The sequence below is a fragment of the Fictibacillus phosphorivorans genome, assembly GCF_001619875.1.
Lineage (GTDB): Bacteria > Bacillota > Bacilli > Bacillales > Fictibacillaceae > Fictibacillus > Fictibacillus phosphorivorans_B.
The window spans coordinates 454,302-481,003 of the sequence record NZ_LRFC01000038.1; the positions used below are offsets into that span (position 1 = coordinate 454,302).

Below are 26,702 nucleotides of genomic sequence, written 5' to 3' on the forward strand. Positions count from 1 at the left end.
TTGAATCTTGAACTGTTGCAAAAAAAATTGGAAGAAGTTAAGAGTAAAAAAATTGAATTAATTTCAGATTTAAAAAAAAGAGAACTAGTAAAGCCGGTTATAAGAGTCGGTAAAAGTAACTGGTGGAGCTATGAGAGTCAATTTTACACTTCTGCTAGTAATGATAGATTAAATTTTAATATACCTGATGATGGACACATTTACTTTTCATATCTTGAAAATAATTTGGTTTTTTCAGCAGCCCCTAAGTACTCACTTCCGTATCAAGGTGAGACGCTTATTCATTTTGAGGGAACAGTGACAAATTCACTTGAAGCTGTATTGTTTATAATCGAGTATAAGAATAATAAAAAAACTAAAATATCCCAAATAAAACTTAATGAGCAAAAGGTTCTTGACTTGAATGGGACAAGTGGGATTAGAGTGGCGATAAAATTTAAAGGAAAAGGAAAGTTTTCTTTAAATCGTTTGTCACTTGGAAACGAAATCATTCAGGGTTTTCAAACAGTATCAAATAATATCCATACTGAACTCCTATTAACTGAGGAAAAAAAATAATGGATTACGAGGTTATGATTTCTCCTAACCCTGAAGATTTTCAAGTATTCGGAGCGGATCAAACCTATATATCGGCCATGCCAGACGAAATAACGATTGCTCTGCCTAACAAACGTTATGCTTATGTATCTCTGTATTCAACGACACCTATTTTCCAGGTGGCAGAGGGGCGAAAGCATCATTTTAAAGTAAATAGTGACAGTCATTATAAAGTTAACTTTGGTGCAATAAAAGACTCGGATGTTAAAGCAGATTTAATTGTTATGGAATATTCAAGTGATGAGCCAGTTGATGTCAAATGTATACCTTTTTACACAGAAGAACTGCTTAAATTTAATACTGAAACAATAGATGTTCGCTTTTTTGTAAGGTTATATGGTAACGGCACGTTATCTCAGCTTGAGATTGGAATGTCGGAAGTGGCTAAACAACCATCATTTGTTACTGAAATAGAGCTGGACAAGAACCAATACTTTGTACCAAAATCTGCTCAAATTGAAGTGAGCACAAATGATGTAGGACTAACCATTTCATCAGGTGAATCTGCTGGGAAGAAAGTATACGTCTCATATAAATCTACTAATAATAGTTTTAGTAAAGTGCCAAAAGAAAGTATCTTTAATATTAATACGGACTGCACGTATGAAATAACACCAATAGCAGAAGTAAATGGAAGTGGAAGCATTACACCAATCGTTATTGGTTACTCAGAAACAGAAAAGATTGAGATTATTTCGCTTGAACTTAACAAAACAAATGTAGTGAAGTTCCAGCCGCAAACTACTCAATGTCGTCTTGCTTTTACCATTATCGGAACAATTCAGGCGACTTTCAGTGAATTTAAAATTGAAGAGTATCCAATTGTACAAACTGGCGGTCATATGCAGTGGCTGAGCCCTAAAGAAGTCAACTCTCTTGGATTAACACCTAAAAAAGATTTGTCTAAGGTGAAAATAGCAGCGATTTTTGATGAGTTCACATCACAGTGTTTTTCTAAAGAGTGTAATGTTATCAGTTTTACTCCTGATAATTGGAAAACAGTGCTGACTGATGAAATGCCAGATCTTTTATTAGTTGAATCTGCTTGGCGTGGTAATGGAGGGGCTTGGACAAAAAAGGTTCAATTCACAAATGAACAATCCATATCAGAACTAAAAGAGCTGATCAGCTGGTGTAAAGAGCAAAATATCCCTACAGCTTTCTGGAACAAAGAAGATCCAGTTCACTATAATCAATTCATAGAAACAGCAAAGTATTTTGATTATGTTTTTACCACGGATTCCAATATGGTTCCTGTATATAAAGAGGCTTGCGGACATGAACGTGTCCAGTGCCTTCAGTTTGCAGCTCAGCCTGCCATTCACAATCCAATTACCATTGGTGAAAGAGAAGATGCAGCAAGTTTTGCAGGTTCTTATTATTCGAAGCATGAAGAGCGTTCCGCTGATATGCTTCGCATTTTCAATAATGCTTTACCTTATGGATTAGCTATTTATGATAGAAATTATGAAAAGGTCAAGCAAGGTTTACTGCCTAATAATCGGTTCCCAGAACATCTAGAACCATTTATTAGAGGGTCATTAAAATACTATGAGATTGATAAGGCATATAAGGGCTTCAGGGTAATGATTAACATTAACACTGTAAAATATTCACCTACAATGTTTGCCCGCCGCGTGTATGAAGGATTAGCTTGCGGAACCCCAATCATCAGCAATGTTTCTGAAGGTGTAGAAAAGCTGTTTGGTGACTTAATCTGCGTCTCTGAAAATGAAAACGAAATCGCTGAGGCATTTAAACGTCTGTTTAATGATGAAAAAGAATATAGAAGAATTGCGGTTGAGGGAATTAGAAGAGTTCTCCAAAATCACACATACGCTAAGAGGCTAGAAGAGATCGTAAATGTACTTGGATTAAACTTTGAATCAAAAGAACAATATTTAACGGTTATCGGCAGAGCTGATTCTGCACACGAAGCGCAAAGTATTGTTTCAGCATTTAAGGAACAATCGTTTACAAACACAAGATTATTTTTGATCACAGATAGTGATTTCCAGGCGGACGATCCGGCTATTAAAGTATTTACGAATGAAGCACTTCTGCAAACTTATTCTAATATTATTGATTTAGCAGGTAATGAGTATGTTGCGGTAATGTCGCCAAATGTGAAATACAATAAAAATCATCTTTTAGATCTAGCATTAGCTACCAAATATGCAAATTGGGAAGTTGTCGGTGTAACAAATGGGGACTCCCTAAAGTTCGAGCAAGTAACTTCTGTGGATATGAACAATGCCATGGTTAGTCCTGATTTATTAGCAATTTATTCATTAAAAGAATCAATCGATATACTTACAGGTTCCTCAGACTTGAACAAGCTTTTATCCAGAGGGGCAAGGATTTTATCTATAACAACTGAATAAGAGAGGATTAATAAATGGTTACAAATGTTGCTTCAATTAAATCTGAAGACCTATTGATAGTTCATAGCAAGGTAAGCAATCCCAATAAGCTTGAAAGCATATATGAAGATTATAAAAATAATATCTACATGGTCAGTGGCAGATATACAAGCGTTCATTTAGAGGATGATGAACTTTGGACATCTGAAGCTCATGATAGAAGCTGGCTCTTTTGGCATCATTGTCTTGTAAGTGTAGCGTATTTAATAGATTCCTATTATGTAGACAAAAACAAGGATAAACTTGAACTTGCTTTCTCTATTATTGAAAAGTGGTATGAAGCAAATTATCCAAACTCATTATCTATTATGGGTTGGCATGATCATTCCACAGCACTACGTTTGCTGCACATTGTTAAGTTGTACCTAGTTTTAATTGAAGAAAAAAGAGATGAAGATAAATTAGAGAAACTGTCCTTAATTGCTGAAAAACATATGGAGAAGTTAGCAGACCCTAAATTCTATATGCCAAAGCATAATCATGGAATGGATCAAGATATATGTTTATACATTGCAAGCACAGTAATAAGTAGTAAGAAAAGCGTTGAATATAAGAAGCTTGCATTAACTAGATTTTTAGATCAAGTAAGTAATATCTTTGCGGAGGATGGATCGTACCTTGAACATTCTCCCCACTATATTTACTTGTTAGCAGAAAGATTGTTGAACTTCTATAAAATATTGCATCTTTCAAATGAACGTGAGAGCGGCAAGCTTTTAGAAAGAATTGTGAAAATTATTAAGTTCTTTATTTATACACTACAGCCAGACGGAAACTTTCCTACACTCGGTGACAGTGAACTTCAAAGCTACGATCTAGATAAAGATTATTGGAATGTGTTGCCAGAAGAACTACTTCAAGCTTTAAGGTCAATTAAAAAACAGGAAACGACTGAAATTGAGTTCCCGTTAGATGAGTTCTATACGGATGGAGGCTATGCTTTTTTCCGAAATAACTGGGAAAATGATAACAGCACTACGCAGCTTACGTTCTATAGTGCATTTCACTCACGGGTACATAAACACCATGATGATCTCTCTATCGCGTTATATGGACATGGGATTCCTCTTTTAATAGATTGCGGGAAATTCACTTATCAATATGACCGTCCTGAACGTCATTATGTTACCTCAGCTTATGGACACAACACGGTTAGGCTCAATAAAAGTGAGACAGATCTTTCTAGATTGAACATTAATAAAAGCGGTATTTTAAGTTTTCTAGCAACAAAAAATATCGGATACTCTTCTGGATTTCATGCATTGATGAAAGGTGTAGTTCATAGAAGAATAGTTTTCTATTTAAAACCAAATGATTTAATTGTATTAGATCTAATAAAAGGTGATGAGGCTACCTCAGCAGAGCTTATTTTCAATCTAAGTCCGGAACTTATATCACTCAATCAAAACAATGAGACTGTTGCTTATTTGGAAAATACGCCAGCCCTTCTATTCCAGGATTTATTAAGTGATCATAATCCTTTCAAAAAGTATCGGGGTGAAATGTCTCCACTAAAAGGATGGTCATCTGCGTTTTATGGTGAACTAAAAGCTAATGATTTATTATCAAAGTCTGCCTCTGGAAATGTGATTAAATTCGCTACTCATATTCGCTTAAAAGAAGACAACCATGTACAGAATTTTTCTTGGGAAGATGATGTCATTAGGTTTAAATGGAAGAATTTTAATATAGAAACGACACTGACAGATTTCTTTGAGCACATACAAATTAATGGTAAGTATTTCAATTCTAAAAAAGTATTTAAAAACGTTAATTTGTTAGAATCAATTACAAAAAATGAATCAACATTTTTTCAAGGAATTAAGTGAAAGTAAATGAAAGTAAATTAAGGGAGTGTTCAATTTATGGGTGTTAATTTAATTGATCATTACGTATTTAATCCATTTGAGGAACTAGAACTAGAGAGTAATACTAGACTTGTAATTTATGATAATGAAGAAGAAAAGTTTGCTTTTATTAAAGAGTTAGCACCTAAAGAAAAAGCAACAGTACCGCTAACTAGTTTACAAGAACATTTAAATTATAAATATAAATATCAAGTGAAATCTGAAAATAAATGGATCGATTATGGAAAGTATAAAAAGCTCTTGCCAGAATCTAAAACGGATAAAGGAATAAAATATTTATTTTATAAATCTGAAGGCAGTGATCAATTAGTAGTAGTGTTTCAAGCAATTAACCAGAACCCTTCCTATAACTATATTAAAACGCTTAAAGATTTACCTATTAATAAATTGTTTATTAAAGATGATTACGGTGATGACGCTGCTACAAGAAGTTCTTATTATTTGGGTAAGAACAAATCATTTGATATTTCAGAAGCTACACAAGAACTTATAACGTCATTTGTGAACAATCTTCAAATAAAAAAAGAAAATGTAATTTTTGCAGGGTCCAGTAAAGGCGGATTTGCATCACTTTATCATGGTTATAAATTTGGTTGCGGTCATATTTTGTCTGGAGGCCCACAAATTCTATTAGGAGATTATTTGGGCCATCAGTCTGAAAAATCAATTAGACCACCAATTTTAAAGTATTTAGCTGGTGAAAATACTCCAGAATCAAAAGAATGGGCAAATAAATTAATGGTTGAAAATTTGAAGAATGCCAAAAAACCATATCCACAAACGGTTATTCATATTGGGGTAGGAGAACCTCATTATGAAGAACATGTAGTCCCGTTCTTAGATATGGCGAAAAAACTGCAGATTAACAATGTATCGCTTGATGCTCAGGAATATAACACACATGAAGAATTGGCAATTTATTTCCCTAAGTTTTTTAGAACGAAAATGGAACAGTTAGTAAAAAAAATTGAAATTGCGAGGTAATGAAAAATGAAAATCTGTACAATCGGTCTAGGATATATTGGTTTACCAACGTCTATTATGTTTGCTTTACATGATGTGGAAGTAGTAGGAGTCGATATTAAGCCTGAGGTTATTGAATCATTAAATTCGGGGAAGATCCATATTGAAGAGCCAGGTCTGCAGGAAGCTTTGGAGCAAGTAATTGAAAAAGGGACTTTCCGTGCAGCATTAGCACCTGAGGATGCAAACGCATTTATCATTTCTGTTCCAACTCCGAACCATAATGACACTTATAAATCATGTGATCTTTCATATGTATTGAGTGCAGTAGAAAAGACAATTCCTTACCTAGAGCATGGAAACGTATTAATCGTTGAATCAACAATCGCGCCAAGAAGCATGGACGACCATGTGAAACCTTTGGTTGAAAAAGCTGGATTTGTTGTCGGGAAAGATATTTTCCTAGTACACTGTCCTGAACGCGTACTACCTGGACAGATCATGCATGAACTTATTCATAACAACCGTATTGTTGGTGGAATTACGCCAGAATGTACAGAAGCTGGAGTTATGGTGTACAGTACTTTTGTTCAAGGTGAAATCATCAAGACAAATGCTAAAACAGCTGAAATGTCTAAACTAATGGAAAATACGTTCCGTGACGTAAACATTGCATTAGCAAACGAGTTGGCGAAAGTGTGTAATGAACTGGAAATCGATTCGTTAGAAGTTATTCAAATGGCAAACAAGCATCCGCGTGTTAACTTGCATACACCTGGTCCAGGAGTAGGTGGGCACTGTCTTGCTGTAGACCCTTATTTTATCGTTGCAAAGGCACCTGAAACAGCAAAACTTATTAATCTATCTCGTGAGATTAATACATCTATGCCGGAATACGTTGTGCAAAACGCGGAAGCAATGTTGGAAAAAACCAATGGTAAAGTGGTTACAGTGTTTGGTTTAACCTATAAAGGCAATGTAGATGACATTCGTGAAAGTCCTGCGATGGAAATTTATGAAATGCTAAAAGGAAATGAGATGTATGAAGTGAGAGCATACGACCCTCACGTACAAGCTGATTTTGTGACAGAGGATTTAGAAGAAGCGGTTAATAACTCTGATCTAATTTTAGTTCTTACAGATCACAATGAGTTTAAATATATGGATTGGTCAAAATTAGATGGTATGAAAAACAAACAAATTTTTGACACGAAAAATATTGTGTCAAATCGTAATGAGGAATTTAACTATATCAACTACGGAAACTTATATGCTCATGTTAAGAAAGAAGTTGCCCTTGTATGAGGTTTGTTTTACAAATCTTGAAGGAGCAATTAAGTAATCTTTATTTGATATTCAGGCTGGCATCCTATGATATGAAAAGCAAATATCAAATGCATTACCTGGGGGTTTTCTGGCAATTCTTAAATCCAGCTGTACAGGTTCTTGTTTACTGGGTAGTATTTGGTTTAGGTATTAGAGCTAGAAACCCTGTTGATGGTGTTCCTTATTTAATATGGCTTTTAGTGGGACTGATTCCTTGGTTTTTCATCAGCCCCACTATTGTCCAGGGGTCAAATAGTATATATTCAAAGGTTAATCTGGTATCTAAAATGAAATTTCCAGTCAGCCTGTTGCCTACCATTACAATAATCAGCAATAGTTTGAATTTCCTGGTTCTCTTGGCAATCATGGTATTGATCATGTTTCTTAATGGATTTGTACCGACTGTTTTTTTCTTTCAGTTACCATATTATCTATTCTGTACTTTTATGTTTTTGTTGGCCATTACTTTGTTATTCTCAACAGTCTCTGTTATAATCAGAGATTTTCAAAATGTATTGCAATCGTTTATGAGAATGATTATGTTTTTGCTTCCTATCCTTTGGGACATTAATCGGCTGCCGGATAATATCCAAAAGATCCTTATGCTAAATCCCTTGTATTATTTAATTGAAGGGTTTAGGAACACTTTCTTATATGAAACTTGGTTTTATGAAGACATCCTATATATGAGTTATTTCTGGTTTGTTACTTTACTCATCTTATTAATAGGATCCATCTTACATTTGAAATTAAGAAGTAAATTTATTGATTATTTGTAATTAGAATCTGGAGGCTTATTTAATGGAGCCCATAGTAAAACTGCAAAACATTTCTAAAAAATATAGCCTATACCGTAAGAACTCGGATAAATTGATGGAACTTTTTTCCTTTAAAAAGAAGAAAGATCGAAGCTTTTTTGCTGTGCGCAACATTTCATTCGAAGCAAATAAAGGTGAAACAATTGGTATTATTGGCATAAATGGTTCTGGGAAATCGACACTTTCTAACTTATTAGCACAAGTTGTTCCGCCAACTTCTGGTGAAATGCGAATGAATGGAGAGCCATCACTTATTGCGATTTCTGCAGGGTTAAACAATCAACTTTCTGGTATGGAAAATATCCAATTAAAGTGTCTCATGCACGGAATGAAGAAAAGTGAGATCGAGGAAGTCATTTCTGCAATTATTGATTTTGCTGATATTGGAAGCTTTATCAATCAACCAGTAAAGAACTATTCGAGTGGCATGAAGTCAAGGTTAGGATTTGCTATTTCTGTTCATACCAATCCAGATATTTTAATCGTTGACGAAGCGCTTTCCGTTGGTGACCAGACATTTTACGATAAATGTCTAAAAAAAATGGATGAATTTAAACAGCAAGGAAAGACCATCTTTTTTATCAGTCATTCGACCTCTCAAATTCAATCATTTTGTGATAAAGTACTCTGGATGCATTTTGGTGAGGTAAGAGAATTTAATGAAACCCGAGAAGTAATTAAAAATTACAAGTCGTTCATTAAATGGTTTAATGCTTTAGATGATAAAGAGAAAAAACGTTATAAAGAAGAGAATCTTCATAAGCAGCAAACGAAACAACCCGATATGTCTAGTTCAAGGATGTACACACAAAAATCAAAACGAAAAATGAGTAAAACAAAGAAGTGGGGCAGTTTCCTAACTTCCTTACAAATTGCTACGTTGTTTATTTTAGTAGTGTCTGCAGCGTCTCTAATGCTTTCCAATGGAAATGTACAGGCGTTAGTAAACGATCTTTTAGTAAAACAAGGAAGTAAAGAAGAGGCACCCAAAAAGAAAATACTAATCCAAAAAGAGATTAATCATATAGGTCAGGTTCAAGAAGCGTCAGCATTCGTTTATAAGGATAATAAAAAATCTGAAAAGATTGGCGAGCTTAAATTCACCGACTCTGTTTTTGTTGAAGAGCAGTATAATAATCTTTTTAAGGTTAAATATGATGAAGTTACTGGATATACAGAAAAGAAAAACATTGCTATAACCGATAATGAAAAACCAAATCAGTTGGCTGCTTTTTCTGATTTTTTTCCGCTGACTCCAGAAACTTTTGATACATCATATGAATTTTTCTTTTCTCAAATAGGAAGTAACTATGATGAAGTAAAAGAGAAATTAAGAGGATTAACAGAGGAAACCACAACAAAAGACGGTCTTAAGCAATTGCACTACGGCTACGATAATTTTATCTATCGATTTAACGAGAGTGGAACGGTTGATACAATCATTACTACCAATGTAGAAGAAACTCAAGATATAAACGCTATAAGTGAACTTGCGCTCTTAAAATCTAATAATCAATCACTATTTTATTTTTTGATGAAAGATTACGAGGTATATTTAGACTTTAACGAAAAAACAATTACTTTTAAAAAGCTTAGTTAATATATTTGATTAGGTAACAACAAGTGAGTAGTTTATACGTTGTTGTTTTTTCTGGTTAGACATTGTGCGTAATTAAGAGTGCCAGAGAAGCATAATATGTATGATAGAAGTTCAAAAGATAGTGATAAAGTTAATTAAGAATGACAAACACCGAAGCCTCTTGGGGTTTTGGTGTTTTTTTAATACCAAGCATTTTTCCTTAATCCGTTTAGTAAAGTATTGATTTTGTTATATTAAGGTCGATAAAAGAAGTATGAAATCTAGCAGGATGACAAAGACGTTATAATCTATTTTTCTTGAAAATAAGATCTTGAATAATAATTTGAAAGGAATTTTTTCATGAATAAAATTAATATAGAAATTACAATTTTAGGAGAATACTCAACATATGATGGGCTTCGTACTGAAGCAGAAAAAATGCCTAAAACATCGCGGCAGCAATTCATAAAGGCTTTAGATGTTGTAAGAAAAAACCTTACTTCTGAAAAGGTTTATTTTCTGTCTACAGGTGCCTTCAGCGGAACCACATTTGGTTACTTATTTATCACCGATACAAAAGCGGTATTAGCAGAGGTAAAGCCATTTGGAAAAGTAAAAGCACATGAACTTAAGTACACAGATTATACAGAAATTGATTATGATATTCTTAAAGCTTTTGGTATAACTGCAACTGTAATAGAATTAAAAAAACCTGGTTTATTTGGAAGTAAGAAAAATAAGATCACTCATATTCCTCAAAAAGATTTTGATGATATCTTTAAATTAATAAAAATGCAAGTTAGTTGAATTCAAGAGTATCAATGTAAAAAAATTTGAATGATGATTATTACTCCCATCACAAGAGAGAAGCTAAGGTAGTAATTTTGACAGGTTGAAGTAAAGGAGATGTTACGTGTCACGTCCCTGGACTATTGAACAACAGGTTTATTTAATTGAAGCGATACCTCAATATCGCAGTACGATTGAAGGATATGAATCAAATATAGCCAGAAAGTTAACAAGAAGCTTTTCTGAAAAGCTTTATAATAATACACCTGCCCTTAGAGATAGAAGTATTGGAGCCATTGAACAGCGTCTTCCGTATCTGGATAATTTACTTGCAGGAGCGTTTATAAAAGAAGCTTATGCAATTAAAGATCAACATTTATACCAAACAAAACCTAGAAAAGATTCGTCAGTGGTGCCAAACCGATGTAACACGAGGCACTCTTATAATGGATTCTTAAAGTAAGGTAAGGTGACTATAAGGAACAAATAAGAGTTCTGACGAGTTTGTATCAGAATAAGTGCCCGATTACTCCTTTTACTATATAGAAAGATCACATTGCTCTGCCTAATTATTAGGTAGAGTTTTTGCTTTCTTTGCTACCCGTTACAAAAGTATTATAATATTTCAATTTTCTTACATTATTATAATGAGCAGGTAACGCGTTCTCTTTAAAGAATATAAAATATAGGAATATGTATCTATTATTCCAAATACGTTTAGGGGGTATTTAGTTTGGTTAACCAAAGGATAGCTACGTCTGTAGCATTAGCCACTCTGTTAAGCTTTAGTACATTAACAGGGTTTCCTGCTGTGTCAACGGCTCAAACAGTTGATGTGAAGAGTGTACTTAGTGAGGTGAAGAGTAAGAGTGTGGCAAATCATGGTCATCATGATTCTACTTTTGATCTAGGTATTGCGAACGATGAGAGATTAATAGTTATGCTTAAAAGAGAAGGAAAGATTGAGGCTGGTGCTAGTCCTGCTCAAGCAGAACAGGCTTTAAAAAAATATTTAAATACTAAAGCTGAAGGGGCTAAGAAATCCAAAGCAGAAAAAGAGAAAAATGTACATATTGACCATTTGAATAAGGTTAGCCCGAATGGGGTTACTAAGGGAAAAGGAAATAAACTTGGACAAGCTAAAAAAGGGAATGTAGATTCCGTTAAGGAAGAAAATTGGGAAGGTGGACAATCAAAAGATAATCTACTCATTCTTTTGATAGAATTTGATGATTTTAAAGCGTCAGACATCGAAGAGAAATATACGGATATGTACTATGAAGAATATACGCCAGAACACTATAACGATATGCTCTTTAATGATGAGAGTTATGCAGGACCAAATGGTGAAACATTAATTTCCATGAAACGCTTTTATGAAGAACAATCTGGAGGCAGTTACTCTGTAGATGGTCAAGTGTCGTCTTATTGGTATAAGGCAAAACATGATGCAGCCTATTATGGTGGTAACAATAGTAATGATAATGATTCTAATCCGGGTGAACTAATTAAAGAAGCTTTAGCTCAAGCTGTAAAGGACCCATCTATTAATCTGGCAGATTTTGACCTAAATGGAGACAAAATCATTGATCAATTAATGGTTGTTCACTCTAGTGTAGGAGAAGAAGCTGGTGGGGGTGAATTAGGAGAAGATGCGATTTGGTCGCATAAATCAAGCATCTATGATATCGTCGATGGAAAAGCATATTATCATGATATCCCTGGTACTGAGTATACCGCATACGGTTATACGATCCAACCGGCAGATGGAGCAGCAGGGGTGTTCACGCATGAATTTGGACATGCACTAGGTCTTCCAGATGAATATGATACAATTTATTCCGGAGCTGGTGAAGCTGTAAGTTACTGGTCCATCATGTCAAGTGGTAGCTGGGCTGGTGATATTCCAGGAACAGAACCAACTGGTTTTAGTGCATGGTCAAAAGAGTTTTTACAAGCATCAATGCCAGGAAGTAATTGGTTCAAAAATGGTTCTATATCTTTAGAAGAAGTGAACAGTAAAGGTGTTGAAGTCCTACTTGATGAAGCTGTAACAAAGGGAACTAATAACGATGCTGTTCGCGTAAATCTTCCTGACAAGGTAAATGTTATTAATACTCCTGCATCAGGTCAGTACGAGTACTATGGCGGCAAAGGTGATGAAGTAGACCACAAAATGGTTACAACCGTTAATCTTACTTCAGCAAAAAATGTAAGTTTAGAATATGATGTATGGTACGAAATAGAAGAGAACTGGGATTATGGTATGGTTCAGGTTTCTACAGATAATGGGGCGACATGGAAGTCATTATCAACTCCTCATACAAACTCTGACCTTGTAGAGGGCGGATATCCGGCCATTAAGGCAAATCTCCCCGGCTATACGGGTTCAAGTAATGGATGGCTGCATGAATCCATTGATTTGAGTAATTATGCTGGAAAAGAAATTCAGTTACAATTCCGTTCTATGACGGACTGGGTTGCTAATCTTAATGGCATGTTTGTAGATAACATTTCTGTTAAAGCAGATGGCAAAGATTTTCTGTTTGATGGAGCTGAAGGGAAAGGGGTCTTTACACTTGATGGCTTTGAATCTCACAATGGTTCCTATACCGCACCGCATTACTATTTACTTGAGTGGAGATCTCACAACGGAGTAGATGAAGGGTTGGCTCATATCCGTCGCGGCGCAAGCTTAATGTCCTTCGATCCTGGCCTGGTTGTTTGGTATGTAGATGAAGCATACGGAGACAACTGGACAGGTGTTCATCCTGGTGATGGCTTCCTGGGAGTGGTAGATGCTGATCAACATACTCTTTCCTGGAGTGATGGTACTGTAGGGTCTACCCGTTACCAAATTCATGATGCAGCCTTTAGTCTGGGTAAATCAGAAAAAATGTTTTTAAACTATCCAGGGTTGTTTACTATGAGAGACAACTTTACTAAACGCACTCCATTATTTGACGATAGCCTAGATTACAGTAATCCAGGTCTTGTAGATGCTGGCCGTAACGTACCGAAATACGGACTGAAATTCCGCGTTACAGGTGAAAGTGCAGATGGTACGGTTGGAAAAGTATTAATCTATAAATAAAATGTGTAAACAATTATATGAAAAGGAAGCATGGGGAAAGTTCTCATGCTTTCTTTTTTTTGTTCTAGAGATACCGACACCGACGGTTAAGTAGGCTCGAAGTAGCAATATTCCTCCCTATAATAAGGAACAAAAAAATTACCATATATTGAAACTCAATCACCCCCTGCATCGTCTTATCATTAGAACGACAAGGAGGTCGTGTGATGTGGAGGAAGATCATTTGATTGCAAAAATAAACCGTAACTCACCCAGTCGTGAGGATGCGTTTAACAAATTAATGGATATGTATGGCGAAGAGATAAAACGTCTGATCTTTTCTTTTGTGAAGAATTGGCCTCAAGCAGAAGATCTTACACAGGACGTTTTTGTAACGCTGTATACGAAGCTGGAGACATTTCGTGGGGAGTCTAACATACGCAGCTGGATCTATTCCATTGCTATAAATAAAACAAAAGATTATTTGAAAAGCTGGCACTTTCGGAAGATGCAGGTGACGGATAAATTAAAAGGCGAACCCAAAACAGGGAAGAATGCGGTTGAATTGCATGTTATATCAAATACGGAAGATCGCATTCTATATGAGTCGGTTTTGCAATTACCTTTAAAATACCGAGAAGTGATTCTAATCCACTATTATAAGGAATTTTCAATCCGAGAAACGAGCGAGTTTCTTTCAATAAAAGAAGCTACCGTAAAAACAAGACTAAGCCGTGCCAGGAAATTACTTCAAGAACAATATACTAAGCTTGGAGGTGAAAGATGATGGAAGAACAATTAAAAAAGCTCTCAACCACGATGGACCAAGGGATTTCAAAAGGGAAGGTATTTACAGACAAAGATAAACAGCAAATTCTTACACGCATAAGAAAGTTATCGGTTCCAGAAGTTCGTTCCAAAAAATCACATGCACTTCTGCCAAAATTTCTAACAGCAGCTCTCTTTACAGGCATCATCTTTTCAACGTATATCTACTTTGATAAAGAACCTGTACAGCATACACAGCCGAATGTTGTAAAGAAACCTGAAGAGCCTCCAGTTAGTATTCCAAATGTTTCGGGTGAAGGCAGCTCTGCAGTATATACGTCTAATGTAGATGAAAATAAATTAACGATTTCTTTGCGTATTACTAACAATTCGGATAGCACGATAACAAATCGTTTAAAATACCGTATAACTTTTTTAAATAGTGACTTAGTTAAAGCAACAGGGACAGAATCTTTCATGATAGAACCTCCTAACGATTCTTCATTTGAATCAGGTGGTACGAAGAGTATAAGTAAGGAGTTTAATCTAACTAAAAGAGTAGCGAGAGATTCTTTGGAAAATGCAATTAAAGTAGAAGCGATAAGTGATAATAAAACACATCATTCGTTTGTGATTGATACGGTTAAGTATGAAGCCTATGAAGATATAGGAATCGTACCTCATCAAGAAGAAGTGGAAAAGGAAGAAGAAAAGAAAGAAGAACCTGTACCAATAGCTATATCAGAAGGCGAAGCCAAACAGATATTAAATCGTAATTTAGCGGATATTAAACAAACCTTGCTAGAATCTCAGAAAAAGAACAATTGGCATTCGGACAATCCTGCTACATATGAAGTGGCAGGTCCAGACTTTGAACCTTTTGTAACGGATAACTTCTCCAATAATGTATTAAAAACGTTCCTGCCTGAATACTTTTGTGAATGTGATAGTGGTATGCTTCCAAGAATTCATCAAGAGGTGCGTTTTAATGTGAATGCTATTACTGAGGACATGATCGAAATCTCTGGAATTGAGCCAGCATCAGATATGAGCAATATCGGGTCTCAATGGAGATTTAAATTAGCAAAAGAAGATGATGTGTGGAAATTGGATCATTGGGAAGAGTCGATCCTTCAAGGGGCAAACCTTAGATTAACGAAAGAAGAAGCTGGTAAACTACTTTCAACCCAAACAAATACTGTGACTTTTCAAAAAGAAATTCAAGTAAGCGGAGCAAAAGTGTATGTCTTTCAAGTTAAAGATGCGGACCATGAGTTTATGGCTGCCATTAACTCGAGTGATACTTCGTTCGTCTATAATTATGAGTAAAGAAAGAAGAAAATTGTTTGGGGTCTGACCCCGGGTCAGACCCCATCATTCAGCTAAAGTGTTTAGCGTTAATGTATTAAAGCGAATTAAAGGTGTGAATAGCAAAAGCCTTCTCTTTTTCGGAAAGAAGGCTTTTCTTGTTTTATAGAAAGAACGTGGAACTATGGGAAGGTTCTCTCGTTTTTCAGATTAATGTAAACGAATTGTTTTAAATGAAAAAATAGGCATTTTATAGGGGGCTTTAGCCGAAACTTTCTACATCATGAAGCGTATAAAATAAGTACACGCTAGTACCGATTATACCTATATGATAGAGGGTTTCTTATGGCATTTACACGAAAGAAGAAAATAGCAAAAATCTTTTTCTGGGGAATCTTATTATCCCTTCCCATATGGCTGATTGTCATCCTAGTCATTGTTACCATGTGGATCCTATTATAATAAAGTAAGCACGATTCTCGTGCTTACTTTTAAATATTTTATGTTCGAATTGTAATCCTCATGTAATCATCTAGATTTAAGTAACACTCCATGATGCAGAGCAGTAATAAAAGCAACCAAATGAAGCGTAAAAAAAAATAACGAAGCTGACTCAAAAGGTACAGAAAATGACTTTTTGATGCCAGCTTTTCATTTTTTATGATGATTTTTAAGTTTAAGTAGTCATTCTGAGGAGCTCGTGTTCTTGTTGTGCGCGCAACTTCAGCTTTCCTGCGCGAACGTGTAATAAATAAAAGAACACGTACCGTAAAAACAAACTGAGACACACCAAAAGTATGCATATTCATTTTCGTGTTAACACTGATTAGTAGGTTAGTAACTTTACTTACAGTCAGGAGTGCTGATATGGAAGAAGAAGGGAACTTTTTTGCTGGATTGGTGTGGGGGACAGTGTTTAGTGTACCTCTTTGGCTCTCTGTATGGGGTTGGGTGAAATTGATTGGATCCTGAATCGTTCTAAGAGGAGTGTCGTTATGAAGAGGTATGTTGTGGGCATACTCGTTCTTGTTTGGATGTGGTTCATCTATTATTTTACTGCATCTCCCAACTTCACTAGTGGACAAACAGGTACGTTTATACAAGAAACAGGTTTGTTTAATCAGGACATTGGACTAACAAATAGTCTGCTTAGGAAAGCAGCTCATGTTATTTTATTTGGAAGCTTTGCGATCATACTATATGTTTTCCTGAATAAGTTTATATCATCTCTTTATGCATATATATTAGCTTGGGAGCTTGCGAGTCTTGCTGGTATGCTTGATGAATTTCATCAACAATTTGTGCCGGATAGAGGGAGCTCAATAAACGATATGATACTGGACTCATTTGGAGCATTACTATTTTTAATTTTATATGTGGTAAACTCCAAAGGGAAAACCAGAAAAAAGAATAGTGTTAAAGCAACGAGAATGATTTGATAGTTAAAAAGAACTAGTCAGAAAACTCTACAATTTTACTATTTATTAACACGGTAATAAAAACGATAATAACATGGAAAAGTTTATTTTTGGTGGTGCAGCCTTGCTAAAACTTAGATTGAAGTATCACAGAATAATGTTTAACTATAACGTCACACTATTTAAAAGCAGTAAAGATAAAACATTGCGAGAAAAGTACTCCAAAAGAATAGACTTCCATGAACAACAGATACAGTCATTGAGAGAAAAAATGTAGAGACGACGTCCCTGAGAAGGGGTGTTTTTTTATGCGGAATTTTCTAATATTTGGTTGTATCATCATAACTGATGAATTACAATGAAAAAGGTAAATAATAGGGGGTGCAACAAATGAAAAAGATGATGCCAATCGTACTTGCTACAGGTTTGGTTCTTGGTGTTTCTTCGTTTCCAACAGAAGCGGCTACACCAAAGGTAAAAACGTATAAGAATTGCACGGAGCTAAACAAAGCTTATAAAGGCGGTGTTTCCCGCGCTGCAAATGTTAAGAACAAAGGCGGAAAAACAAAGTATAAGCCGTATGTATCAAAAGCTCTATATGATGCTAACAAAAAGAGCGATCGTGATAAAGATTTAATTGCGTGTGAGAGATAGTTTAAAGATTAGAGAAGAATACAAATTCCGAAAAAAGTATGTGCGATAAGCATAATGGAAAAAATAAAGAGAAACCGCTGATAATGCGGTTTTTTATTTTATGTTCTAGTATAATGAGAAATGATTCTAACACTACCATTTTTCGGAAAGGTTTTATGATGAAATGAAATTCAATATGAGATCGTATTCTATGCTTTTTGCCTTTCTAGCAGTCATCACAACATTAGCATTGACATATAGACGCCTATTTTATGGTGTAGATTTTACAGATGAAGCTTTTTATTCTGGCATTCCTTATGAATTTGTACTGGGCATTCGTCCGTTTATAGATGAGCTAAATTTTTTAACATTTCCGAGTCTAATCCTTTATCCATTCATAAAAGTCTTTTATATGTTGAACAACGGAACGGAAGGCTTAATCTTGTACAACAGGCATTTATTTTTGCTCTTTTTTATCATGGTTTCATGCATTGTGTTTTTTGTGTTGAGAAGAGTAATTTTTGTTCAAGCAGCAATACTTGTTTCGGCCACATGTTTGGCGTTTATTCCTCTAAATATCCCGGCGCTCGGCTACAATACGTTAAGTACAGGGATGCTTACCATTGGATTCTTCTTAAGCTATTACGCAATCTATCATAATCGTAAGCCTCTTTATTTTCTTTTATCTGGTTTTGCACTTGGATTAGCGGTTGTTTCTTATCCAACGTTAATTATTCCGTTTATCGTGTACATATTGATCTTGCTTGGCTTTTTAATTAAGAAAAGCAGCATTTCAACCTGGTTTCTCTTTATTGCAGGAAGTACCCTTGCAGCGATTCCTATCCTGATTATGATGTGGATGGCAGGAATAGATAACGTTATCTATTTTATCGAAAACTTAGGGTATGTTGGGAAACAGGGCGGGGGAACAGAAAAGATTTGGGATCACATTGGGTTATGGTACTCGAATTTACCTAATAAATGGATACTGCTTGTTGTTCTTCTGATCATTGCCTTAACTGCTAAAAAGAAAAACATGTTGTATCTATTGTCTTTGGTTCTATTACCAGTCTTAAGCTTTCCGTTTCAGTCAAAAGAACCTTTATTTGTTCATTCTCAGATCTGGGTAACAAATTATAGCATGCTGATGCTTGTACTGTTTATCATTCATATGAAAGACAAAACCATTCGTCGCATGTTTACGCTTATTTTCCTTCCATCACTACTTGCAGGAATAACATATTTATGGTCTAGCAGTAACGGTTACCTTGCTTCAGGACTAGGACTTTTCCCTGCATTTCTTGCACTGTCGGGTCTTATAATTTACCTTATTCAACAATCTGAGAGTCATAAGTCGGTTAAAACCGTTCTATCGTTTTCTGTACCGTTATTTATTATCATAAATTTATTGCTTCTTCAGCAGCAAAGCGTCTATCGGGATCAAGATATAAATACGTTAACGAACAAAGTAGAATCAGGTCCTTATAAAGGATTATTTACAAGTAAGACTAAGTCTGAATTCATGGAAACGTTAAGAAAGGATATGAATCTGTACGCTAAAGGTTCAAAAACAATCTTTTTTTATAACCACTTTCCAGCTGGGTATCTCTTTTCAGACATTAAACCTGCAGGTAACACGATATGGATATTCTATTATTCTAAAAACCGTTATATCCATGCGGACTATTTAGAGAAAAACGGGGAGCCCGATACCGTTATTCGAATGAAAGTGTTAGTGGACGCGAACTTAACACCGCTACGCTATTACAAAAAAGATGAATTAAACAATTTGATAAAAGAAAAGTACAGAATCGTTCATACCAATCAATATTATGATTTGTTACAGAAAAAATAATGAGTGGAAGTGGGATATAGATGATTTTAGTAGTAGGAGGAGCCGGTTATATCGGGAGCCACACCATTAAAGAGATTCTCTCAAAAGGGTACGAGGTAGTTGTTCTCGATAATTTATCTACTGGACATAAAGAAAGCTTAGATTCCCGCGTTCAATTCGTTGAAGGTAATTTAGGCAATGAAGAACTGCTTGACCATGTATTTACGACATATTCGATCGAAGCGGTTATGCACTTTGCGGCCAACAGCCTTGTTGGTGAATCCGTTCAGGATCCAGCGAAATATTATACAAATAATGTAGCAGCAACACTAACACTTCTACAAAAGATGAAAGAATACAACGTTTCAAATTTTATCTTCTCGTCAACGGCAGCGACATATGGCATTCCTGAAACAACTCCGATAACAGAAACAACGCCTGTTGCACCAATAAATCCATATGGACGATCCAAGCTGATGGTCGAGCATATGCTTGAGGATTTTCATGCTGCATATGGCATGAACTATGTAGCTCTGCGCTACTTTAATGCTGCAGGAGCGTATGAAACAGGGGAAATAGGTGAGGACCATACTCCAGAATCTCACTTAATCCCAATCGTGCTTCAACATTTGTTAGGACAGCGTGGGACCATCTCTGTTTTTGGCACTGATTATCATACAGCTGATGGCACGTGTATACGTGATTATATTCATGTAACTGATCTTGCAAAAGCACATGTTCTGTCATTAGAGAGCTTGTTAAATGGTAAAAATACGAACGCCATTTATAATTTAGGCACGGGTAAAGGATATTCTGTTAGAGAAATTATTGAAACGTGTGAAGATGTTACTGGCATGAAGGCGACCATTATTGAAGCCGATAGACGAGCTGGTGACCCAGATGAACTGGTTGCTTCTGCGGATAAGATTTATCGTGAACTAGGATGGACACCAGAATATTCACTGGAAAGAATTATTGAATCGGCATGGAACTGGCATAGGAGCCATCCTGCAGGTTTTAAGGTTACCCAGTAGATACCATGGGGAAATGAAATGAAGACGTTTCTAAAGTTTGGTACTGTAGGTGTTCTTAATACTGGAATTACGATTATTAGTTACATTTTTCTGGTTTATCTTGGGGTGAATTATTTATTGGCTAACGTGATGGCGTACGGATTAGGCGTTTTGAATAGTTACTACTGGAACCTCAGTTGGGTATTCAAAGCGTCTCAAGAAACCGCTAAACAGTACGTTTTTTTGAAATTCGTTTTAGTTAATCTTCTGACGCTCGGAATTACAACAGGCATTCTTTATATATGTGTTCAGCACTTGCATATTAACGCTATAATAGCCCAAGTAGTTGCTACGGGAGTAGGGTTGGTTTTTAACTTTTCATTAAATAAAAAATGGACGTTTACAAATAAGAAGTCATCCAGTTAACGGCACAGTTTTTGGAGGGAAAACGATGAAAGATTTAATATCCGTTGTCGTTCCGATGTACTTTGAAGAAGAAGTGGCAAAGGAATGCTATAACCGACTAAAAGCGGTAATGGATAAGAACGACATACACTATGAATTTATTTTTGTGAATGACGGAAGCACCGATCGAACAATGGATATCTTAACCGAAATCGCTCTTATAGATAAAAAAGTCAAGATTATCGATTTTGCTCGAAACTTCGGTCATCAGACGGCTGTCACCGCAGGTATTGATTATGCAAAAGGTGATGCGATCGTTTTAATCGATGCCGATCTTCAAGATCCGCCAGAAATTATTCCTCTTTTAATCGAGAAATGGAAAGAAGGATATGAGACGGTTTATGCCAAACGTAAAAAACGAGTTGGTGAATCTTGGTTTAAGCTAGTTACGGCGAAATACTTTTATCGTTTCTTAAACTATATGTCTGATATTGAGATACCAAAAGATACAGGTGATTTTCGTATCATCGACCGGAAAGTAGCTGACGTATTTAAGAACATGACAGAACGTAACCGGTTTGTACGAGGGATGTTTTCGTGGATCGGCTTCCGTCAGACATTTATTGAATATGAACGGGACGAGCGATTTGCAGGAGAAACGAAATATCCGCTGAAGAAGATGATCAAGTTTGCTTCAGATGGAATCATTGCTTTTTCCTCCAAGCCATTACGCTTAGTCATGACTCTTGGTTTTATATCCGTACTTATTTCAATAGGTGTATTCATCTACGCACTAGTCGTCAAACTATCTGGGCAGCCAGTAGAAGCTGGGTGGGCGTCACTCATGGTAGCCATTACATTCTTCAGTGGAATCCAGTTGTTAGGTCTTGGAATCGTGGGACAATATATAGCAAGGATCTATGATGAGAGTAAGAATAGACCGATATATATCGTGAAGGATACGGTGAATGTGGAGGAGCCAGCTTCGAAAGTGGTTCAACATTAAATATATAAAAAGTTCATATTCAACTAGACAAGCTGTTAAAAAAAGCTTGTCTTTTTTAATAATCGAAAGAGCTTGTGTCTATGAACAGCTCTAATTAATCAAAAATAAGGAAAAAAGCCATTTAGAAACTTTTATAATTTACCAATTATGTAGTAAAAATTAATTAGTAAACTATACCCATTTGTTTGAGGATAAGGTAAAATATTCTAGTGTTTACATAATTGGGAGGATGAGAGAATTGAAGTTTAGTAAGATTTTTGTTTTAACCTTTTTGTTTGTGGCTATTTTTTTGTTGAATCAAAACAAAATAGTAAGCGCAAGCGTTTCAAATGCGGTACAAATTAATTTGTATAAAACCTATACTGGTGAGTTTAATACCTATTACGGTAACTATTATAAATTCACGATCCCTAATGACGGTAACGTTGCACTATGGGTGAAAAGTACAGCAGATGATGGCTATGTTGTTGGTGAAATTTTAGATCAAAATGGTGAGACGTTAAGTAAAGTAGATACGTCTTACGATACATTAGTTTCAGGATATGCTATCGCTCAAGTAGGTTTGCCAAAAGGTACTTACTATATTAAGAATGATGGCGGATATGGAAGTACATATGAATTTAAAGTAAGCTATATGGCATCAAATAATTACGAAAAAGAAGTTAATGACAGCATGGCCACGGCTAACTCAATTAAATTAAAAGAATCTTATATCGGCAGAATGAAAGACGATTATGACGAGGATTTTTATACATTTACCCTTCCATCAGACGGAAAAGTCAAATTTTCTATGAAACAAAAATCCGGAGTGAAATGGTATGCCAGTATCTATAACAGTAACGGAAAACTGCACGAAGAAATTGAAACAGACAGCAGTACAACAGTAAATGGATATGAGACAAATGAGATTGGTTTGCCGAAGGGTACTTATTATATCAAAATTGAAGATGGCTTTTATACAAGGCATGAAGCCTATGAAATTAAAGTAGAGTTTACTTCAAGGAGTTATTATGAAAAAGAATTTAATAATGATGCCTCAACAGCTAATACGATTAAGCTTAATCAGACGTATAAAGGTAAAATAGAAGATTACGATGATAGTGATTTTTATAAAATTATCCTTCCCTCAGATGGGATTGTTACATTATCTGTAAATCGTAAATCAGGCATGAGCTGGCAGGCAGAACTCTTTAATACTAAAGGTGATAAACTGGAAGATTTAAATACTAATGCAAGCTCTATCGTTTCAGGTTATGAAACAAAACAAATAGGTCTGCCAAAAGGTACGTACTATATCAATCTAAGTGATTATTATGGTACGGAAGACACTCCTTATGAAATCAAGGCTGGTTTTGTTAATACAAATTATTATGAAAAAGAATTTAATAATGAAATCATGACGGCCAATGCAGTCAAATTGAACCAATATTACAAAGGGAAATTATCACAATATGATGATGTAGATGTTTTTAAGTTTTCTGTTCCAGCTGATGGAAATGTGACTTTATTAATGAAAGAGGAAAATGGTGTTAACTGGGAAGGGACCATTCAAAATAGTACTGGAAAAGAATATAGCTCTTTTGTTACAAACAGCGATGCATTTAGTGGAAACAAATATACGACAGTATCGTTAAAAAAAGGAACGTATTATTTTGTTATTGAGGGCTATGCCAATGCCTACCAAAAGACTTACGAATTTATGTTTTACATGAAATCAAATTCAGTAAAAACTTCAAACGTTAAAGTGATCAATAATAAAAGTAAATCGGATTCCATTTCTGTTAGCGGCCTAGCAAAAGGTGATGTTGTCAAAGTGTACAACTCAAGCACCAAAGGTACAATGCTTGCATCAAAAACATCTACTGGATCTTCAGCTCTTCTTTCTATTAAGCAGCTTGGAACCAAAAGCGGGAAAGTCTACGTAACCGTTACGAAAGCTGGTTATACAGAGAGCAATCGAGTGGCGGTAACCTTCACAGGTGAGCAGGCGAACGCTCTTGTTTCCAGCCAAGTGAAAATTACAAACAATAAAAAGAAAAATGATTTGATCTATGTATCTAAGCTGAAAAAAAGTGATGTCATTAAAGTATACAGTGCTTCTACAGGCGGGAAACTGCTGGCTACTTCTACATCCAAGGGAACGAGCTTAAGTATTTCTTTAAAGCAACTGGGAACAAAAGCAGGTACAGTATACATGACGATTACACCTGCTGGTATGAAGGAAAGCACAAGAACAGCAATACGTTATAGTAAAGAATAGCAACTAAAAGGGGTCTGTCCAATGGGACAGGCTTCTTTTTGGCCTTTAAGAAAAACAGGCATTATTTAAAAATTAAAATCAAAAACTGACCCAAGAGAGGAAAAACAACCACTTTGGGTCAGTCAGTCTTCTATTTCACGATCAAACTATCAAGATTGATATTAGTCGCTGTTTTCTTTGCCCCTGCATGTGTTTTTCCTGTCCACTCAATTTTCAAGGTGTGCCTGCCGGCTGATAATCCAGTTTTGGTGAATACAGGTGCTTTGTACTGAGTTGTGCTGGACCAGAGATCAACGGTATAGGCTGTTCCATCGAGTGTTACTTTTGCTATTCCTTGTGTGCTGCTTTTTAGCGCATAATAGGTAACTCCTGTACCATTGAATACAAACTCAGAAGTGGCTGCTGAATAGTTAACCGTTTTATACGTTCCCCCAGAAGCACTGCTGTTCGTTACTTGAGTCCAATTATCAGTAAATGCAATGTTAGCACTCGTATCTTGATAGGTGCCCGCAGTTACCCCTCGTTTGAAGTATGCTTTATAGCTTCCTTTTCCTTTGTAAGCAAAGAAGTCGATATAATATTTTCCTGTGGCAGGAGCTGTGTAGGAGAAGCTTTCACTAGACGTATTAAGTTTTTCAGAGTAAGCGACAATTCCGGCGCTTGAATTAACTGTCTTAGCACTAGAGTTGTATAAATACACATCAAAGTCTGTTCCTGTCGCGCCTGTCATGCTGACTGCTAATTTTTCACCTTTTACTAGGGTTACAGAATACACGTCGTTCTTATCACTAGTTGCGTCCAATGTTGAACTGACACTTGTCGTTGTTAATGGTACGCCAGGAATTTCACCATCTAAGTCCACAGCGCCTAAAGCAACTCCGGCATTGATTAACCCGCCTGTAGCGACTTTATTCGTTAGTGAAGATAATTTGGTAACGGAACCAATGATCCGATCTTTAACTTGTGCTGTTGTAAAAGATGGATTGGTGCTTACGACTAATGCTGCCGTTCCGGTAACGTGAGGGGCAGCCATTGAAGTACCGTTGAAATAGCCGTAAGAATTTTCCGGCAGGGTGCTTAAGATTGAAACTCCAGGTGCAGCAACATCTACACTCTTCACCCCATAGTTGGAGAAGGATGCGAGGTTGCCAGTGTTATCAATGGCAGCGACTGACAAAATGTTTGCAGCGTCAAATGCTGCTGGGTAGGATGGGGAACTATCGGAATTCTCTCCGTTATTTCCTGCAGAAGCTACAAACAGTGAGTTTGAATTATTAATCGCATCATATAGAGCCTGTGAATAAGACCCGCCGCCCCATGAGTTATTTGTAATCTTAATTCCTTTTGCTTTTGCGTAATTGATGGCTAATATAGCGTCTGATGTGTAACCGCCGTCAGGTCCTAAGAATTTCAACGGCATCACTTTTACGTTGGGTGCTATTCCGATTACTCCTGTTGTATTTGCTCTTCCGGCAATCGTTCCGGCAACATGTGTACCATGATCGTCCTCATATGCTGAATAATACACATCATTATTATTGTCATAGAAGTTCCAGCCATTTACGTCATCGATGTAGCCGTTTTTATCATTATCAATACCATCGTTTGGCGTTTCCCCAGGATTTTTCCAAACATTATCTTTTAGGTCTGGGTGATTAATATCCATACCCGTATCGATGATGCCTACAACGAGAGTCGTGCTTCCCTTAGATTTAGCCCATGCTGCTTCGGCTTTAATATCGATACCGGACTTTCCGGGTACCCCTAATATGGACTGTCCTGTATTCTTTAAGCCCCACAAATTACTATAGTAGGGATCCGTTACGGCCGAAGGTTTTAGTATATAGTTAGGCTCTGCATATTCAACAGCAGGGTTTGCTTTTAACTGCCGTATCATATCTTTAACAGATTCTTTTTTATCTTCAAACTTTATGAGCTGTAAACCAGTCTTCCGATCGAGTACTCTATTAAGCTTTAACCCCTTATCTTTTGCCAATGTTCCTAGACTTTGAATAGATTTATTTGGTTTGAACTTTATAAGCAGTTCTCCTTTTTTATACCCAAGTGCAGCATCTTCTTTAGATATGCCATTTTTTGAGTTGGACGGTTTTTGTTTATAAAGTGAGTAAGCAGCTTTTTCTTTCATTGTGTTCTTAGGGATATGAATAATGGAACTCTCTTGTTTGGAAAATTTTTTTAAAGTTTTACTTTCTTTTGGAGGTTCTTGTGCGGACACGACTGATGCAGAAAAGAGCAAACAAGCACCTACTAAAGAACTGAATATCTTCATTTTTAAACTCATCGAATATCCCCTTTCTTAATTGGCCTACAAAGGTAATGTATATGGGGAAGTATTGTGCTTAAGCTTATTTCTTTTCGTCTTTTTATGATTCAATAGTCCTTGGATATAGACATCTTTTGTCTGAAACATATTAGTCAAAAAATTAGTAAAAAGTTACAAATAAAACTATCTATGCACATGAAAATACTGTAAGATAGGGAAGGTTGTTCTATTTGTTGCAAAGGGAGAGTTAAGTTGAACGGTTTTAAAATCATGCCAAAATGCATAAAAAAAGCGATTCGTTATATATATCAAGATGCACCTTATGAGAATCTGTTAG

Annotated in this window: 20 protein-coding genes; 19 read left to right on the top strand and 1 reads right to left on the bottom strand. The window is 35.9% G+C overall.

Annotation, left to right across the window (positions count from 1 at the left end; all coding sequences use genetic code 11):
- The 19 genes from AWM68_RS18255 (at nt 1) to AWM68_RS18350 (ending at nt 24,081) form a co-directional block, all read left to right on the top strand.
- Nucleotides 1–558: a hypothetical protein gene (locus AWM68_RS18255; protein WP_066245098.1), complete on the top strand. Its 558-nt coding sequence runs from the start codon at nt 1–3 to the stop codon at nt 556–558.
- Entirely contained in the window at nt 558–2,981 is a 2,424-nt protein-coding gene (locus AWM68_RS18260; RefSeq protein WP_066245100.1) for a CgeB family protein, read from the top strand. The genes AWM68_RS18255 and AWM68_RS18260 overlap by 1 nt, the downstream gene beginning before the upstream one ends.
- 14 nt (nt 2,982–2,995) lie before the next feature.
- Nucleotides 2,996–4,849, top strand: coding sequence for a heparinase II/III domain-containing protein (locus AWM68_RS18265; protein WP_066245102.1), 1,854 nt, complete (start codon nt 2,996–2,998; stop codon nt 4,847–4,849).
- Nucleotides 4,850–4,885: 36 nt separating this feature from the next.
- Entirely contained in the window at nt 4,886–5,872 is a 987-nt protein-coding gene (locus AWM68_RS18270; RefSeq protein WP_066245103.1) for a hypothetical protein, read from the top strand.
- Between the two features lie 6 nt (nt 5,873–5,878).
- Nucleotides 5,879–7,156 (top strand): nucleotide sugar dehydrogenase, encoded by a 1,278-nt coding sequence (locus AWM68_RS18275; RefSeq protein ID WP_066245105.1) that lies wholly within the window; start codon nt 5,879–5,881, stop codon nt 7,154–7,156.
- Nucleotides 7,153–7,956, top strand: coding sequence for an ABC transporter permease (locus AWM68_RS18280; RefSeq protein WP_066245107.1), 804 nt, complete (start codon nt 7,153–7,155; stop codon nt 7,954–7,956). The genes AWM68_RS18275 and AWM68_RS18280 overlap by 4 nt, the downstream gene beginning before the upstream one ends.
- A gap of 22 nt (nt 7,957–7,978) precedes the next feature.
- A complete protein-coding gene (locus tag AWM68_RS18285) occupies nt 7,979–9,595 on the top strand; it encodes an ABC transporter ATP-binding protein (protein WP_066245109.1) in 1,617 nt (538 codons plus the stop codon).
- A gap of 339 nt (nt 9,596–9,934) precedes the next feature.
- Complete coding sequence (locus tag AWM68_RS18290) at nt 9,935–10,381, top strand: PH domain-containing protein (protein WP_066245111.1); 447 nt, start codon at nt 9,935–9,937, stop codon at nt 10,379–10,381.
- Between the two features lie 106 nt (nt 10,382–10,487).
- A complete protein-coding gene (locus tag AWM68_RS18295; RefSeq protein ID WP_066245113.1) occupies nt 10,488–10,826 on the top strand; it encodes a hypothetical protein in 339 nt (112 codons plus the stop codon).
- Between the two features lie 270 nt (nt 10,827–11,096).
- On the top strand, nt 11,097–13,457 hold the full coding sequence (locus tag AWM68_RS18300) for an immune inhibitor A domain-containing protein (protein WP_156488453.1): 2,361 nt from the start codon (nt 11,097–11,099) through the stop codon (nt 13,455–13,457).
- 208 nt (nt 13,458–13,665) lie between these two features.
- Nucleotides 13,666–14,223, top strand: a complete 558-nt coding sequence (locus AWM68_RS18305; RefSeq protein ID WP_066245114.1) for a sigma-70 family RNA polymerase sigma factor — start codon at nt 13,666–13,668, stop codon at nt 14,221–14,223.
- Nucleotides 14,220–15,533, top strand: a complete 1,314-nt coding sequence (locus AWM68_RS18310; RefSeq protein ID WP_066245117.1) for a hypothetical protein — start codon at nt 14,220–14,222, stop codon at nt 15,531–15,533. Before AWM68_RS18305 ends, AWM68_RS18310 begins: the two co-directional genes overlap by 4 nt.
- A gap of 974 nt (nt 15,534–16,507) precedes the next feature.
- Nucleotides 16,508–16,951, top strand: a complete 444-nt coding sequence (locus tag AWM68_RS18320; protein ID WP_066245121.1) for a VanZ family protein — start codon at nt 16,508–16,510, stop codon at nt 16,949–16,951.
- 369 nt (nt 16,952–17,320) lie between these two features.
- Nucleotides 17,321–17,584, top strand: a complete 264-nt coding sequence (locus AWM68_RS18325; protein ID WP_066245123.1) for an excalibur calcium-binding domain-containing protein — start codon at nt 17,321–17,323, stop codon at nt 17,582–17,584.
- A 190-nt stretch (nt 17,585–17,774) separates the two neighbouring features.
- Nucleotides 17,775–19,418, top strand: coding sequence for an ArnT family glycosyltransferase (locus AWM68_RS18330; protein ID WP_066245124.1), 1,644 nt, complete (start codon nt 17,775–17,777; stop codon nt 19,416–19,418).
- A 20-nt stretch (nt 19,419–19,438) separates the two neighbouring features.
- Nucleotides 19,439–20,431, top strand: a complete 993-nt coding sequence (gene galE, locus AWM68_RS18335) for a UDP-glucose 4-epimerase GalE (protein WP_066245126.1) — start codon at nt 19,439–19,441, stop codon at nt 20,429–20,431.
- Nucleotides 20,432–20,449: 18 nt separating this feature from the next.
- On the top strand, nt 20,450–20,836 hold the full coding sequence (locus AWM68_RS18340) for a GtrA family protein (RefSeq protein WP_066245128.1): 387 nt from the start codon (nt 20,450–20,452) through the stop codon (nt 20,834–20,836).
- 25 nt (nt 20,837–20,861) lie between these two features.
- On the top strand, nt 20,862–21,821 hold the full coding sequence (locus AWM68_RS18345) for a glycosyltransferase family 2 protein (RefSeq protein ID WP_066245130.1): 960 nt from the start codon (nt 20,862–20,864) through the stop codon (nt 21,819–21,821).
- 238 nt (nt 21,822–22,059) lie between these two features.
- Nucleotides 22,060–24,081, top strand: coding sequence for a hypothetical protein (locus AWM68_RS18350; RefSeq protein ID WP_066245132.1), 2,022 nt, complete (start codon nt 22,060–22,062; stop codon nt 24,079–24,081).
- Nucleotides 24,082–24,211: 130 nt separating this feature from the next.
- Here the strand turns inward: AWM68_RS18350 and AWM68_RS18355 are convergent, their stop codons facing one another.
- Nucleotides 24,212–26,383 (bottom strand): S8 family serine peptidase, encoded by a 2,172-nt coding sequence (locus AWM68_RS18355; RefSeq protein ID WP_066245134.1) that lies wholly within the window; start codon nt 26,381–26,383, stop codon nt 24,212–24,214.
- Nucleotides 26,384–26,702: the final 319 nt, after the last annotated feature.